Annotated in this window: 9 protein-coding genes and 1 pseudogene; 5 read left to right on the forward strand and 5 right to left on the reverse strand. The window is 43.5% G+C overall.

Going from position 1 to position 14,572, the window contains the following annotated elements:
* Positions 1 to 11 precede the first annotated feature (11 nt).
* The 3 genes from Q1W14_RS00305 (at position 12) to Q1W14_RS00315 (ending at position 6,510) form a co-directional block, all read left to right on the forward strand.
* On the forward strand, positions 12 to 2,180 hold the full coding sequence (locus Q1W14_RS00305; protein ID WP_300698124.1) for a peptidase domain-containing ABC transporter: 2,169 nt from the start codon (positions 12 to 14) through the stop codon (positions 2,178 to 2,180).
* Between the two features lie 98 nt (positions 2,181 to 2,278).
* Positions 2,279 to 3,592, forward strand: a complete 1,314-nt coding sequence (locus Q1W14_RS00310) for a TolC family protein (RefSeq protein WP_300698126.1) — start codon at positions 2,279 to 2,281, stop codon at positions 3,590 to 3,592.
* A 104-nt stretch (positions 3,593 to 3,696) separates the two neighbouring features.
* Positions 3,697 to 6,510 (forward strand): pitrilysin family protein, encoded by a 2,814-nt coding sequence (locus Q1W14_RS00315; protein WP_300698128.1) that lies wholly within the window; start codon positions 3,697 to 3,699, stop codon positions 6,508 to 6,510.
* Between the two features lie 97 nt (positions 6,511 to 6,607).
* Here Q1W14_RS00315 and Q1W14_RS00320 read toward each other — a convergent pair whose 3' ends face one another.
* The 5 genes from Q1W14_RS00320 to Q1W14_RS00340 all read right to left on the reverse strand — a co-directional run bounded on the left by Q1W14_RS00320 (position 6,608) and on the right by Q1W14_RS00340 (position 12,598).
* A complete protein-coding gene (locus Q1W14_RS00320) occupies positions 6,608 to 7,846 on the reverse strand; it encodes an ABC transporter permease (protein ID WP_300698130.1) in 1,239 nt (412 codons plus the stop codon).
* Positions 7,846 to 9,024, reverse strand: coding sequence for an ABC transporter permease (locus tag Q1W14_RS00325; RefSeq protein ID WP_300698131.1), 1,179 nt, complete (start codon positions 9,022 to 9,024; stop codon positions 7,846 to 7,848). The genes Q1W14_RS00320 and Q1W14_RS00325 overlap by 1 nt, the downstream gene beginning before the upstream one ends.
* 36 nt (positions 9,025 to 9,060) lie before the next feature.
* Positions 9,061 to 10,047, reverse strand: a complete 987-nt coding sequence (locus Q1W14_RS00330; RefSeq protein ID WP_300698132.1) for an HlyD family secretion protein — start codon at positions 10,045 to 10,047, stop codon at positions 9,061 to 9,063.
* Positions 10,048 to 10,099: 52 nt separating this feature from the next.
* Positions 10,100 to 11,587 (reverse strand): TolC family protein, encoded by a 1,488-nt coding sequence (locus Q1W14_RS00335; RefSeq protein WP_300698134.1) that lies wholly within the window; start codon positions 11,585 to 11,587, stop codon positions 10,100 to 10,102.
* A gap of 141 nt (positions 11,588 to 11,728) precedes the next feature.
* Positions 11,729 to 12,598 (reverse strand): hypothetical protein, encoded by an 870-nt coding sequence (locus tag Q1W14_RS00340; RefSeq protein ID WP_300698136.1) that lies wholly within the window; start codon positions 12,596 to 12,598, stop codon positions 11,729 to 11,731.
* Positions 12,599 to 12,787: 189 nt separating this feature from the next.
* Between Q1W14_RS00340 and mdh the strand changes: the two genes are divergently transcribed.
* Together mdh and Q1W14_RS00350 are read left to right on the forward strand one after the other, a co-directional pair.
* Positions 12,788 to 13,729, forward strand: coding sequence for a malate dehydrogenase (gene mdh / locus Q1W14_RS00345; protein ID WP_300698138.1), 942 nt, complete (start codon positions 12,788 to 12,790; stop codon positions 13,727 to 13,729).
* 130 nt (positions 13,730 to 13,859) lie between these two features.
* Positions 13,860 to 14,572 (forward strand): annotated as a pseudogene (locus tag Q1W14_RS00350) (peptidase S41); the annotation flags it as partial.

Raw genomic sequence — 14,572 nt, forward strand, 5'->3', positions numbered from 1 at the left:
AAGATATTGAAATGATGAATAAGAAAGGTATCAAAATCAAACAGCACGATATCACCGATTGCGGTGCTGCCTGCCTGGCTTCGGTATGTGCACATTATGGATTACAATTTCCGGTAGCGCGCATTCGTCAATATGCCTTTACCGACCAAAAAGGAACGAATGTACTGGGATTGATAGAAGCTGCCAATAAACTGGGATTGTCTGCCAAAGGAGTAAGGGCACAGTTCGAAGCATTGCAGATAGTGCCGAAACCCACCATTGCACATGTTGTTGTACACGAAAAGTTACAGCACTTTGTCGTAGTTTATAAAGTAGAGAAGGAACACATTACTTATATGGACCCGGGCGACGGACAAATGCACCGCGTAACCAATGAAGAATTCCAAAAGATATGGACCGGGGTATTGGTACTGATGGAACCTGAAGAGACCTTTAAACGGGGAAATCAGAAAACCAGTATGACAAAGAAATTCTTCTCTTTACTGGCTCCGCACAAAAGTGTGATGATGCAAGCGGTGTTCGGGGCATTGGTGTATAGTATACTGGGCTTGTCTACCTCTGTGTATGTAGGCAAGATAACCGACTATGTACTGGTAGACAAGAACCTGAACCTGCTCAACCTGATGGGCGTCATTATGCTGGTTATCTTGCTGTTGCGTACGTTTATCGGAGCTATGAAGAGTATTCTGGCTCTGAAGACCGGACAACGTATTGATGCCTCGCTGATTTTGGGCTATTACAAACACCTGCTTACGTTACCGCAGCAGTTCTTCGATACCATGCGAGTGGGTGAGATTATTTCGCGCGTAAACGATGCAGTGAAGATACGTAACTTTATCAATAACGTATCACTCGACTTGGTGGTAAATATCATGATTCTCTTGTTTTCTGCCTGCCTTATGTTTGTCTATTCCTGGAAACTGGCTTTGGTGACACTGGCATCAGCCCCTTTGTTTCTGCTTATCTTCTGGGGATTTAACAAACTGAACCGCAAGTACCAGCGCAGCATTATGGAAAGCAGTGCCGATCTGGAGTCGCAACTGGTGGAGTCTATCAACTCTATTTCCACTATCAAGCGCTTTGGTATTGAAGAGTTTGCTAACCTGAAGACCGAAACCCGTTTTGTGCATTTATTGAAGAATACATTCCGTAGCATCTATGGGTCTATTATGGCGCAAGGGGGGATTCAGTTTGTATCTACTGCCATCACCATCGCCGTGTTGTGGATGGGTAGTATTTTGGTAATCGACCAGGAACTGACTCCGGGTACATTGATGGTGTTCTACTCATTGGTGAGCTATGTTATCTCTCCTATCGGTTCTTTGATTTCTTCCAATCAGACCATTCAGGATGCCTTGATTGCTGCCGACCGTCTTTTCCAGATTATGGATTTGGAACGCGAACAGGATGATAGTGAGAAAATAAGATTAGAGCCGGATATGGTGGGTGATATCACTTTCGAGAATGTTGCATTCCGCTATGGATCCCGTAAGGAAGTATTCAAAAGATTGGACTTGACTATCAAAAAAGGACAGACTACTGCAATAATAGGGGCAAGCGGTTCGGGTAAAACTACGTTAATGTCGTTGTTGCAACATATTTATCCCATTCAGGAAGGGCGCATCTGCATCGGCGGTTATGACATTGCACAAATAGACAACCATAGCCTGCGCCGCCGCATCGGTACGGTGCCGCAACAGGTAGAACTATTTGCCGGTACGGTGATTGAAAATATTGCAATTGGTGATTTGCAGCCCAACATGAAGCGAGTGGCAGACTTGGTGGAGCAGTTGGGACTGAAAGACTTTATCGAGAGTTTGCCAAAAGGTTATATGACTTATATCGGCGAACATGGAGCTTCGCTATCGGGTGGTGAGCGTCAGCGTGTAGCTATAGCTCGTGCATTGTATAAAGACCCTGAGATCTTGATATTCGATGAAGCAACTTCTTCGCTTGACTCCATCTCCGAACGTTTTGTGAAGGAAACGCTGGATGAACTGGCAAAACAAGGTAAAACAATCATCGTCATTGCCCATCGCCTGAGTACAGTGAAAGCTGCAGATTGTATCGTATCAATTGATAAAGGCAGGGTGACGGAAACCGGTACGCACAAAGAACTTATTTGTAATGGCGGTGTGTACAATCTTCTGTGGAACGAACAATTTGAAATGTTGGAGTGATTAACCTACCGATAACTTAAGCTTAACATTGTTTGAGTTCCGCTTGCTCTACCTTTGTAACAAAATAGTAGAATAAGTGGTATTTAAACAATGTTTTTATGAATAAATTGGTCTTTATAGTTGGTATGGTTATAATGCTTGCAAGTTTTGGCAGCATACTGGCGCAGGATAGGAAATGGACACTTCAGGAATGTGTAGAGTATGCGGTACAACATAATGTTGAAGTAAAACAAAGCCGGAATCAGATTAGAAGCCTGAAAGTAGAAAGGAACACATTGAAGAATAGTTTCCTGCCGGACTTGAATGCAGGGGCGTCTCAGAAGTTTGCCTTCGGTCGGTCGTTGAATCAGGATAATACTTATGAAGATAGTAATATTCAAAATTCTTCTTTTTCAGTAAGTACGGAACTCTCTCTTTTCAATGGCTTCAAAAAGATTGCATCTATTTCGCGGAATAAATTCGATTTGCTCGCAGCAGAAGCGGATAAAGAGTTGATTGAAAATAATCTGATGCTGAATGTGACCAGCTCTTATTTCCAGATATTACTGAATAAGGAAATCTATCGAATAGCGCAAGAGCAAATTCAATTGACGCAGGAGCAGGAAGAACGGACTAAACTTCTGATAGATAACGGTAAAATATCACAGTCTCAATTGTATGATGTGAGGGCTCAATTGGCTGATGATGAATTGGTGGCAACCGAAGCGAAGAACTCTCTCCGCATGTCGGTACTAGAACTTATGCAACTGATGGAGCTGAAAGGTATGGAAGGCTTTGATGTTGACTCTGTTAATGGAAGCCTGCTGCCTGCTGACAGCCTTATGCCCGAACGGGTGTTTGCTTTGGCTGTAAGTTGTATGCCACAGATAAAGCAGGCATATTATTCATTGCAAAGTAAATCCAGTGATGTGAGAGTGGCTAAATCCGGTTACTATCCTGCTTTATCTTTAGGTGCAGGTATCAGTACCGGATATTATTATTCAAGCAGTGGATTAAGTAAGGCTTTCAGCGAACAGTTTAAGAACAATATGCAAAAAAGCATTTATCTCACACTGAGCATTCCGCTCTTCGATCGCTTCTCGACGCGCAACCAAGTGAAGGCTGCTCGTATAGAGGAGAATAACGCAAGCCTGTCTCTTGAAAATGAGAAAAAGAAACTGTATAAAGATATTGAAAAGGCATATATGGATGCAATGGCAGCCTTTGATAAATATCAATCTACTACGAAGGCGGTCATTGCTAATAAGGAAGCTCATCGATATGCATTGGAAAAGTATGCAGCCGGAAAGTCAGCTGTATACGAGTATAATGAAATAAAGATGAAACTGGCAGATGCCCTTTCCAAACAGTCGCAGGCTAAATATACTTATTTATTGAAGGATAGATTGCTGGTATTCTATTCCTGCCAATAACGTGTATTGTTAACGTAATGTTAACGTTGCGATAACATACAACTCAAATTATTCTTTGCAATTTTGTCGCATCAAAATGAATCAATCATTAAATACAGACGAATATGAGAAAGACAATGAAAGTCATTATCCTCGCTTTGGCAGGATATGTATTATCTCCTTTGATGGTGATGGGGCAACAAATGCCTCCCATTCCGGTAGATAAAAACGTGAAAATAGGAAAGCTCGACAATGGGCTGACTTATTACATCCGTCATAACGAGTACCCCAAAGGACAAGCCGATTTCTACATTGCGCAAAAAGTAGGTGCCATACAAGAAACGGATGAACAACGTGGGTTGGCTCACTTTCTGGAGCACATGTGCTTCAACGGTACCAAGAACTTCCCGGGCGATAAGCTCATCAAGTGGCTGGAAACGGTAGGAGTTAAATTCGGACAAAACCTGAATGCGGCAACCGGTGTTGAGCAGACAATCTACAGAATTTCAAGCGTACCCGTAGCTCGTGTAGGTGTACAAGATACTTGTCTGCTGATTTTGCATGACTGGGCAAACGACCTCCTGTTAGATGGCAAAGAGATAGACAGCGAACGCAAAGTTATTCACGAAGAGTGGCGCAGCCAGACACCTCCCCAGCTTAGAATGATGGAAAGAGCGTTGCCTACGCTTTTCCCCGATAGCCGTTACGGATACCGTCTGCCCATAGGAGTTATGTCGGTAGTCGATAACTTCCCTCACCAAGCCCTTCGCGATTATTATGAGAAATGGTATCGCCCGGACTTGCAAGGTATTATCGTGGTAGGTGATATAGATGTAGACCGCATTGAAGCCAAGATTAAGGAAATGTTTTCGGGCATTGAAATGCCTCAGAACCCTGCTGAACGTGAATACCTTCAGGTAGCAGATAATAAGGAGCCCATCATTGTGGTAGAGAAAGATAAGGAACAGCCTAATTCTTTACTTCAGTTAATGTTTAAGTATGACGCCATGCCCGATTCCTTAAAGGGAGATATGAACTATCTCGCTATGAAGTACCTCTTTGATATGGCCGATATGATGATGATATATCGTTTCAATGACATAGCAACAAAAGCGGACTCACCTTTCGCACAAGCTTTTGCTCAGAACGGTGATTATGTGGTAGCGATGACCAAAAAGGCTGCTAATTTCATGGCTTTAGTGAAAGGAACTGACGCTAAAGGTGCATTAGAAGCCGTTTATCGTGAAGTGCTCCGTGCTAAACGAGGTGGGTTTACCGCTACGGAATATGCACGCATACGTAGTGAATATCTTTCTTCTTTAGAGAAAGCATACAAGAACCGCAATCAGCAGGAAAACAAGGGCTTGGTTGATGAATATGTAGCCAATTTCTTGAGAAATGAGCCGATACCGGGTATTGAGAATGAATATCAGATAATGAATATGCTGGCTAACCAGATTCCGGTGGAAGCAGTCAACCAGGTATTTAATCAGGTGGTGACTGACAGCAATATGGTAGTCTACTGCATGATGCCCGAAAAAGAAGGCATAACCTATCCTACCCATGCAGAATTAGCCGAGAGTTTGAAGAAAGTAGCTGCTGAAAACATTGCTCCTTATGTGGATAATGTGAAATCCGAACCATTAATCAGTCAATTGCCCGCTGCCGGAAAAGTAGTGGCTGAGAAACAGAATAAAGAGTTCGATGCAATAGAGTGGACGCTGTCCAATGGTGCCAAAGTATTGGTGAAGAAGACTGATTTTAAAGAAGATGAGATTTGCGTGGAAATCGTCTCCAAAGGTGGTACATCTATTTATGGTGAGGAAGACGCTGCCAATCTGATATTTATGCCATTATTGTTCCACCAATGTGGTTTGGGCAAATATACGTATGCCGATTTGGCGAAATACATGGCAGGTAAACAAGCTGTTCTCACACCTGCGCTGGATGACTATATGAAGCAGATGTCCGGAAATACCACTCCGAAGGACCTTAAGACACTGATGGAACTTATCTACATGGCTTTCACTTCGCTCAATATCACTGAAGATGAATTTACTGCTCTGCAGAATTTGTACAAAGGGGCGCTTCAGAACCAGATTGCCAATCCTGACTTCATTTTCGGCAATAAGTTGCAGCAATATCTGTACAACTCTTCTAAAAAGCAAGGGCTGGATATTCCGGTCATTGAGAATGCAAATCGTGAGCGTATGCTGGAAATTGTACACGAACGTTTCTCTAACGCTGCCAACTTCACCTTCGTATTCAGTGGCAATGTGAATGTGGATGAGTTGAAGACGTTGGCAGAGCAATACATTGCCAGTTTGCCGGCCGATGCAAAGAAGAAGGAAGACATCAAGCGTGCTGCTCTGGGCATGAACGGAGGTAATAAGACAGATGAGTTTACACAGAAAATGGAAGTACCGCAAACCCATGCCGCTGTAATTATCGGTGCAAAGCTGCCTTATACATTGAAGAATAAACAAATGGTTCAAATAGCTGCTCAGATAATCTCTACCCGCTTGTTGGCTGAGGTGAGAGAAAAACAAGGTGCTACTTATTCTATCTATACAAGAGGTGACTTGACACGTACGGAAGATACTCCGTTGGTATTCCAAACAGTATTCAAGATGAAGCCTGAAAAGAAAGAAACTGTTCTGAAGACCATCCGCGATGAGTTTGAGAAGATGACACAAAGCGTAGATGTCGCCGAACTGAATAAGGTAAAGGAATTCATGGTGAAGAGTTATACTGAAAGTCTGAATAAGAACGAAGCATGGAGCACTGCCATGTCAGGTTTTGAGCTTGTTCCTGTCAATACGTTGACTAACGCTATCGCTACGCTGAATACGATTACTGAAAAGGACATCGCTCAGCTTATGAAGCAGGTGATGGGGCAGGATAATTACCGGGTAGTGGTGATGAATCCGGAACAGTAAGAGATTCAAACTTATAGATTGAGGCGCGGGTTATGCGGAACATACGGATTATCAATAATGTAATCCTGAGTTCTTCATAATCCGCGCCTTTCGTGTACTATTTCTGCTTCTCTTTCTCCTCCTTGTGCGCTTCAATCACATGCTTGCGGCTTTGTAATATCTGCCAGCGATAAACCAGGCAGGTCGTTATGAAATAGATTCCCGTTTGTATCCATAATGCTTGGTATTCAAAGGAAACTTCGTTGAGGGAAGCTCCCATACTGTTAATCCTTACATATCCATTGATCCCGAAGGTGGAAGGAAAGATATATGAGAAATATTTCCAGAAAGCAGGCATGGCAGCACCCGGCCACGAAATGCCGGAAAGAAACAACAATGGCACCGAGGTGAAAACAAACAGTAACATACATGTTTCGCGGTTGCGGATGGCAATGGAAGCAGTCATGGCAAAGAAAATGCAAGCTGCCAGATAGGGGAGGGTGAACAAAGTCAATGCTCCCGGTATGGCAATCTGGTTGAGACTAAAGAGGCGGGGCACTATACATAATATGTAAACAGCCACTAATGAGTAAACCATGAAATAACTCAGCCCTTTTCCCATGACAATACGCAGAGTGCCGTTGTAATGGCGATTGATAGGAACCAAATCTTTGAAACGGTTTTGTTCACGGGCAGTTCCTGCAGATAGCCCGATTCCCAGTAATAAAGTCTGCTGAATAATCAGCATCAATACAGCCGGTATCAGGAAAGCGGCAAATCCATTGGTCGGGTTGAAGAGGGCTACGTCTTCATATTCTATCGGATAGGCTGTAATCTCATCCTGACGGTCGGTAGTATTGCCGGCACGTGCTATTTTGATATCCGCATTCATAGCCAGCGATACGTTGGTATTGGTGTTCAGCAGAGATTTGTAGTACAACAATCCGCTCATGTCGCAGTAAAGGCTGACTTGCGTCTGCTTGCCACGGGCTATGTCGTCACTGAAGTGCGCAGGAATATAGATGATGCCGTATGCCTGTCGGTCTTTCAACATCAATTTGGCTTCTTCCATATCGGCGCAGTAGGTTACTATCTCTACTTCTGGACTGGCATCTACTTTGCGCAGATATTCGCGGCTCAATGAAGAACGTGAGTTGTCCACCACCACGGCAGGTACTTCGCGGATGGTTTCGTTGGTATATATAAAGGCATATATTAGCGGATAGACCACCGGAACAAGCACAAAGAAGATAAGCACGCCTTGATCGCGAAAGGTTGTGCGGAACTCTTGCTTCCATATATAGAACAAGTCGTATATTCCTTCTATTACTCTTCGTTTGAACGTCAAGTCTTTCATTATGGTACGTATTTATAGTAAATCAATGCTTCTTTCAGCCGGCGGGCTACAAGGAAAGGAAGCATCATAAATATGAGCAACGCCACATAGTTGACCCAAGAATAAATCATCGGGTAACCGTTCAGAGCTTGGTCTACATAAATCAGGAAGTAATGGCGTAACGGAAATAAGTTTGCCAATGCTTGTAATACGGGATGCATCCCCATAAGCGGGAAAGATAATCCGCACATCGAGAAAGAGAGTACTCCCCACAAGGAAGCAAAACTAAGTCCCAAACGCAGGGTGGGCAGGGTGCCTATCATCAGTATACCCATTCCTTGCGATGCCAATACCAGGCAGAGAGTGGCAAGAAGCATCGGCAGAATGCCACTGTTGCAAGGGAAATGCAGGAAGCCGTACAAATATACATTGTACAATATCCCCATCAGGAAGAATATGAAAGTATGCGGCAGTAGTTTGCCGGCAAGTGAAATCCAGATGGAGTTATTGCTCATCCGCAGCCACTCGCGTGCAGTACGGTCCTTAATCTCTACACCGATGGAGTAGACGGTAATCATAAAAATGAGTAGCATCAATACACCGGGTGCAAAAGTGTTACACAAATACACCGAGTAGTTCAGCCATGGGTTGTTGAGCGGATGGGTATCAATCACTATGGGTTGAAGGAATGCCATAGCCTGGGCTTCGGTAGCGCCTTTAGCATACAAGGCTGTGCGTGCAGCGGCACCCGATGCCAGTTCGCTCATCATTTTCATATCTCTGTAAAGCAGAGAACCGGCAATCAGCAGGGTATTATTGGTATAGAAAGATACCTTTGGCTGCCGCTGGGCTTGTGCCTTGGCGGAAGTACCTTTGGGGATATAATAGAAACCATAAATCTCTCCACGCTGCATGGCGGTACGTGCTTCGCTGATAGTGGGGTAGTGGGCAATGATAGCGGTCTGCTCAAAGGCATCTAAGTTGCGCGCCAACTGTCGGGAAGTAGTGGTCATGTCTTGGTCGACAATACCTGCGGGCATGTTTGTGGGCAGTCCGGAATCCATCAACGTAGTGAAGAAGATATAGCAGAACAAGGGCGCTATGACCATGCAGAATAGATATAGCGGTCGGGAGACGAGACGCCGGCATTCGCGTTTCATCACATTCCATAGGGCTATATATTTTCTTTCTTTTTCCATTCTTATTCCAAATTACCTTATCACTTTATCACCTTATCACCTTTTTAATATCACACTCATTCCGGGTCTTAACCCTTCTATTTTCTCTTGTGGTGATGCTTTCACCTCAAATGTCTTCAGGTCGAATTGTCCGGTCGTTTTAGTTGCCTTCCAAGCGGCATACGTACCGAGGTCCTTCATATAATATACTTTCAGACGGATGTTCTTGTCGAGTGCCGGCACGAATGCGTCGAACTCTGTATTCATACTTAAACCTTGTAGTAAGTCTTCGCGTACATTGAATGTTACCCACATATCATCCAGAATGGCAATGTTCATGATAGGAGCGCCTGTTCCGACCAATTCACCTACCTTGGGGAAGATTTCGGATACTTCACCTGCGGTTTGTGCTATCAGATAGGTCTCTTTGATATAAGATTCTACTTCGGCAACTGCTCCTTTGGCACGGTCTACCAATGCTGCTGCGGCGGCTTTGTCTTCGCGTTCCGCACCATTCTTTGCCATGTCGTATTGGGCTTTGGCTGCCTTTTCGGTGGCGATGGCGGCATCACGCTGGGCAGTTACTTCGTCCAACTTTTGGGCGGACATAACGCCTTGGTCAGCCAGGTTCTTCACACGCTTATACGACTTTTCGGCAATAACCAATCCGGCTTGTGCTTTCTGCCACATCTCGTAGGCAGCTTGAATTTGTTCCCGGCGGGCACCTTTCAGTGCTTTATCGTTTTGAGCTTGTGCAGCGGTTTCGGCGGCACGGGCTTGTTCTAGTTTGGCTTGTACGTCGGGGGCTTCCAGAATGGCAAGGGTATCTCCGGCTTGCACACTTTGACCTTCTTTTACGCGAAACTCCAGAATACGTCCCGGAACTTTGCTCGATACGCGGTATTCCGTTACTTCAGCTTGTCCCTGCACAATCTCCGGCCCTTTACGCAACATAAAGAAACCTACAATAGCAACAATGGCAATAACTCCTGTCAGTGTGAGGAATGCCAATAGCATGTTAGTGTTTTGTGACTTTGTATCCATTTTCAGATTTATGATTTTAGATTCCTGATTGTTAATTATGAATTGTCAACTGTCAATTATGGATTGTTAATTGCCCCGTTGCTTTTTGCAGATAGATCTCCGTCAGTTTTACGTCAATCTGAGCATCTATCTTTTCTGATTGGGCGGATAACCAAGCTGTATGCGCTTCGAGTACGTTACTAGCAGTGATAACACCTTCTTCAAAACCAAGATTGGCGTAGCGAAGATTTTCATCCGCTTTCTCCAGATTCTTTTCCGCCATAGCCAGCTTCTTTGCGGCTTCGTTTACTTTGAAGACGGATTGGTTGACTTGCAATTCAATCTTTTCCTTGGCATCATCAAGTTGGTATTGGGCAATACGGGCTTCGGACTTGGCTGCCTTTACTTTATACGAACCTTCGCCCCAATGCCAAATCGGTACTTGTAATACGACACCTACATTCCACATGCCCTTGAACTTGTTTTCGAAACTATTGAATACCGAAGGATTGGTTGCCATGTAGCTGCCCATCAATGCCAGGGAAGGCAGATATTCGGAGCGGGTTACATTAACCTTCTGCTTGTAGATATTGGTGGCAAGTTCCAAGCTTCGGATTTCAGGGCGGGTAGCATATACTGCGGAGATATCTATTCCATTGGTAGCGGTGGCAATGGTAGACCATTCTTTCTCCTGCTCATCTTTCAGTGCGATAGGGGTAGTGAGGTCGAGACCACATAGTTGGCACAACAACATTTTCGATAAACTTAAACCGTCTTCCACTTTGGTCAATGTCATTTCAGCTTCGTTTACCTTTACTTTAACCGATAAACCGTCCGCTTTAGTGGCAACTCCTTCGGCAATCATCTTGTCTACATCGCTTTCAAGCTTTTGAAGCAGATGGAGATAACTATCAGCCAACCTTTTCTTACCGGCTAAGGAAACTACTTGCCAATACGCTTGGTCGGTACTGAGGATAACATCCTGCATGCCTGTGCTATGTTGCTGGCGAGCCAGCTCTTCGGCATAGCGGGTAATCTTATTGTATGCACGGATTTTACCACCCATGTATAGCGGTTGCGTCAATGTGATGGCACCTGCATACATGTTACGTGTATCTGTACGGAATGCATCGACAAGCGAATTGCCCAATCCATTGAGAGGTGATGCAATATCTATATTTCCTAATGCTTGTATTAATGCCATGAACTGCGGATTCTGCGTTAGTTGCGGATATTGGGTCAACATTCCTTGTATTCCACTTTGCATAGCTCCGCTGACTTGTGTACCTACGGAACTTAGCGCTCCTTTCTGAGCGTCACTTAAAAGGGATATTTCTTTTTGGCTGCGCATGTATCCGCCGGTTGCCGAAATATCGGGAAGATAATTGGTGAATGCTGCCTTCCGCTGATAGTGTGCCGCATTGATTTTTTCTTGGCTTATCAGCAGTTCCTTGTTGTTGGCTATGGCCAATGCACGGCAACTATCCAGGCTCAATACCTGTTGTGCGCCAAGCGGGAGTGTAAGGCAAACCAATCCAATGAAACAGAAGAACTTCTTCATCGTGTCTATACATTAAAAGGGTGAATAATGGTTCGTTTTGTAGTGCAACAATAATTGCATAAACAACGATGCAAATGTATAGGGTTTTAATGAGACAACAAAATATTTTTTAGCTTTTTTACTTTTTCAGGGGTTGAGGCTTTATTCCAACGAGAACGATTGAGAACCGATCATAGTGCCATCAGCAAAGATATCTACCCGATATTTGCCGGCATAAAGGAATTCTTCTACATTCCAGTATACGGTAAGATTTTGTTCTTCACCGTTGTATTCTATGTATTTCTTGATGGAGTATGCCAAATTGCGATTTTCGTAGGAGAATGTATTGGAGGCATTTTTGGTCAAGACGTCATTATCAGGCTTTGTGATGCGGATATAAAGGGTACGTTCGCCGGTTTCAGCAGTAATATTCTTGACTATAGTGAAATTAATTTTAAATTTCACGACATCTTTTACTTTCTTTGCTACTTTATCTCTCTTGTTGACTGCAAGTATGTTGATGTTTGTCGCATCTAGTTGTGCGGCAAGAGTCACCGTCTTGGTCAGATTTTTCTTCTCTTCGGACAAATTGCTTACTTGACGCGAAGCTGCATTGTACTTTTGCGTAACGTCTGCTATGACTTCTCTTTGATGAGCTGTGAGGCGGTTTAACGAATCAATTTGATTAATGTAACCTATCATAATTTTGCGTAATGAAGCCAGTTCATTCTTCAAGCGACGTATCTCGCTGGCATTACTGCTCTTTACGGTACGTAACTCTTCCAACAAACGTTGAGTTTTTACTTGTTCTTGCTCTAATAGTGTGGATAGGGAGTCGTTGGAAACGGTTAGTTTCAGTTCATCATATTGTTTGGCGAAATCGGTATATTGGTTTTCAAGGTCTTCCTTATCCAGATTGAATTCCAACACCAACTCTTTATTTGTTTTCTTTTCTGAAATGAGCAAAATGGTTACTCCTATCAATGCTAATACTAATATTACTCCTAGAACGATTAGAGATTTACTTTTCATCTTATATTACTATTTTAGATTCGGTTCGATAATTTTCTGGCGGCAAAGATAATACTACCCTACAACCTTATCACGCTTTATCTCCTATTTAACTAAAATTATTACGGAAATATTTCTTTAATTACGAATGTCGTTGTACTTTTGCACCATCTTTATAGAACACTATAATAAACAAAAACTTTAGAAATTATGTCAAAAGTAACCGTAGTAGGTGCAGGTAACGTAGGTGCTACATGCGCAAATGTGTTAGCCTTTAATGAAGTGGCTGACGAAGTGGTAATGCTGGATGTTAAAGAAGGCGTATCAGAAGGTAAAGCAATGGATATGATGCAGACAGCTCAATTGTTGGGCTTCGACACTAATCTGATTGGTTGCACTAATGATTACGAGAAGACTGCTAACTCTGATGTTGTAGTTATCACTTCAGGTATTCCTCGTAAGCCAGGTATGACTCGTGAAGAGTTGATCGGTGTTAATGCCGGTATCGTTAAATCGGTTGCAGAAAATATTTTGAAATATTCTCCGAATGCTATCTTGGTAGTTGTTTCCAACCCGATGGATACAATGACTTATTTGGCATTGAAATCTTTGGGCTTGCCTAAGAACCGTGTGATCGGTATGGGTGGTGCTTTGGATAGCTCACGTTTCAAATATTTCTTGTCTCAGGCTTTGGGTTGCAACGCTAATGAGGTAGAAGGTTTTGTTATCGGTGGTCACGGTGATACTACTATGATTCCGATGGCTCGTCTGGCTACTTACAAAGGTATTCCTGTAAGCACATTGTTGAGCGAAGAAAAATTGAACGAAGTAGTTGCTTCTACTATGGTAGGTGGTGCTACTCTGACTAAGTTGCTGGGTACTTCTGCATGGTATGCTCCGGGTGCTGCTGCATCTTACGTAGTAGAATCTATCATCCACAATCAGAAGAAGATGATTCCTTGCTCTGTATTGCTCGAAGGCGAATACGGTGTATCAGATCTTTGCATCGGTGTTCCTGTTATCCTTGGCAAGAACGGTATCGAAGAAATCGTTGCTTTGGAACTGACTGCTGACGAAAAAGCTAAATTTGCTGCTAGCGCTGAAGCTGTTCATAAGACTAACGCTGATTTGAAAACTGTAGGTGCCCTTTAATTAGAGGGATTACTTAAATGAAATAAGTAAGCCTCACGATCCTTTTCTGTAAAGAAGGTCGTGAGGCTTTTTCTATTATACCCCTCGTTCCCCTAAAGGGGAAGAAAAATAGTCTAACTTTTATTACCCTATGAAGAATTTACTACTCAGTATTGCTGTTATTTGTTTCTCTGGTGTGGTTTCTGCACAAGATGCGCCACTTTGGATGAGAAACAGTGCTATCTCTCCGGATGGCACGACGATTGTTTTTACCTATAAAGGTGATATTTATACTGTTCCGGTAAGTGGAGGACGTGCCATGCAAGTGACCACTAACCCCGCTTATGACACTGCACCTGTGTGGAGTCCGGACAGTAAACAGATTGCTTTTGCTTCGGATCGTTTAGGAAGCATGGACATTTATCTTGTTTCTAAAGAAGGTGGTGAACCTCGCCGACTGACTACCCATTCCGGTAGTGAGACCCCGCTGGCTTTCAGCGATGCAGGGCATATTCTGTTCTCGGCAGATGTAATGCCTTCTGCTGAAGCGGTGGTCTTTCCTTCCAACGGACAGTTCCGTCAAGTCTATCAGGTTTCTGTAGAAGGCGGACGCCCGCAAATGATTTCGTCCATGCCTATGGAATGCATCTCTATCAATAAAGAAGGAGTAATGCTTTATCAGGACAAAAAAGGATATGAGGACTATTGGCGTAAACACCATGTTTCACCTATTGCCCGTGATATTTGGAGGTACAATCCAGCTAAAGAACCTCATTACCAGCAGTTGACCACTTTTGGTGGAGAAGATCGTGAACCGGTTTGGGCTCCCGATGGAAAGTCATTCTACTATCTGAGCGAAGAGAA

This window comes from Bacteroides sp., from assembly GCF_030151085.1.
In the GTDB taxonomy this organism is placed as follows: Bacteria; Bacteroidota; Bacteroidia; order Bacteroidales; family Bacteroidaceae; genus Bacteroides.

Bases quoted from the DNA above. Each gene is read 5' to 3' on its own strand.
- Q1W14_RS00340 (WP_300698136.1), bottom strand. From the start codon at position 12,598: ATGAAAAGTAAATCTCTAATCGTTCTAGGAGTAATATTAGTATTAGCA.
- Q1W14_RS00310 (WP_300698126.1), top strand. From the start codon at position 2,279: ATGAATAAATTGGTCTTTATAGTTGGTATGGTTATAATGCTTGCAAGT.
- mdh (WP_300698138.1), top strand. From the start codon at position 12,788: ATGTCAAAAGTAACCGTAGTAGGTGCAGGTAACGTAGGTGCTACATGC.
- Q1W14_RS00315 (WP_300698128.1), top strand. From the start codon at position 3,697: ATGAGAAAGACAATGAAAGTCATTATCCTCGCTTTGGCAGGATATGTA.
- Q1W14_RS00320 (WP_300698130.1), bottom strand. From the start codon at position 7,846: ATGAAAGACTTGACGTTCAAACGAAGAGTAATAGAAGGAATATACGAC.
- Q1W14_RS00335 (WP_300698134.1), bottom strand. From the start codon at position 11,587: ATGAAGAAGTTCTTCTGTTTCATTGGATTGGTTTGCCTTACACTCCCG.
- Q1W14_RS00305 (WP_300698124.1), top strand. From the start codon at position 12: ATGATGAATAAGAAAGGTATCAAAATCAAACAGCACGATATCACCGAT.
- Q1W14_RS00325 (WP_300698131.1), bottom strand. From the start codon at position 9,024: ATGGAAAAAGAAAGAAAATATATAGCCCTATGGAATGTGATGAAACGC.
- Q1W14_RS00330 (WP_300698132.1), bottom strand. From the start codon at position 10,047: ATGGATACAAAGTCACAAAACACTAACATGCTATTGGCATTCCTCACA.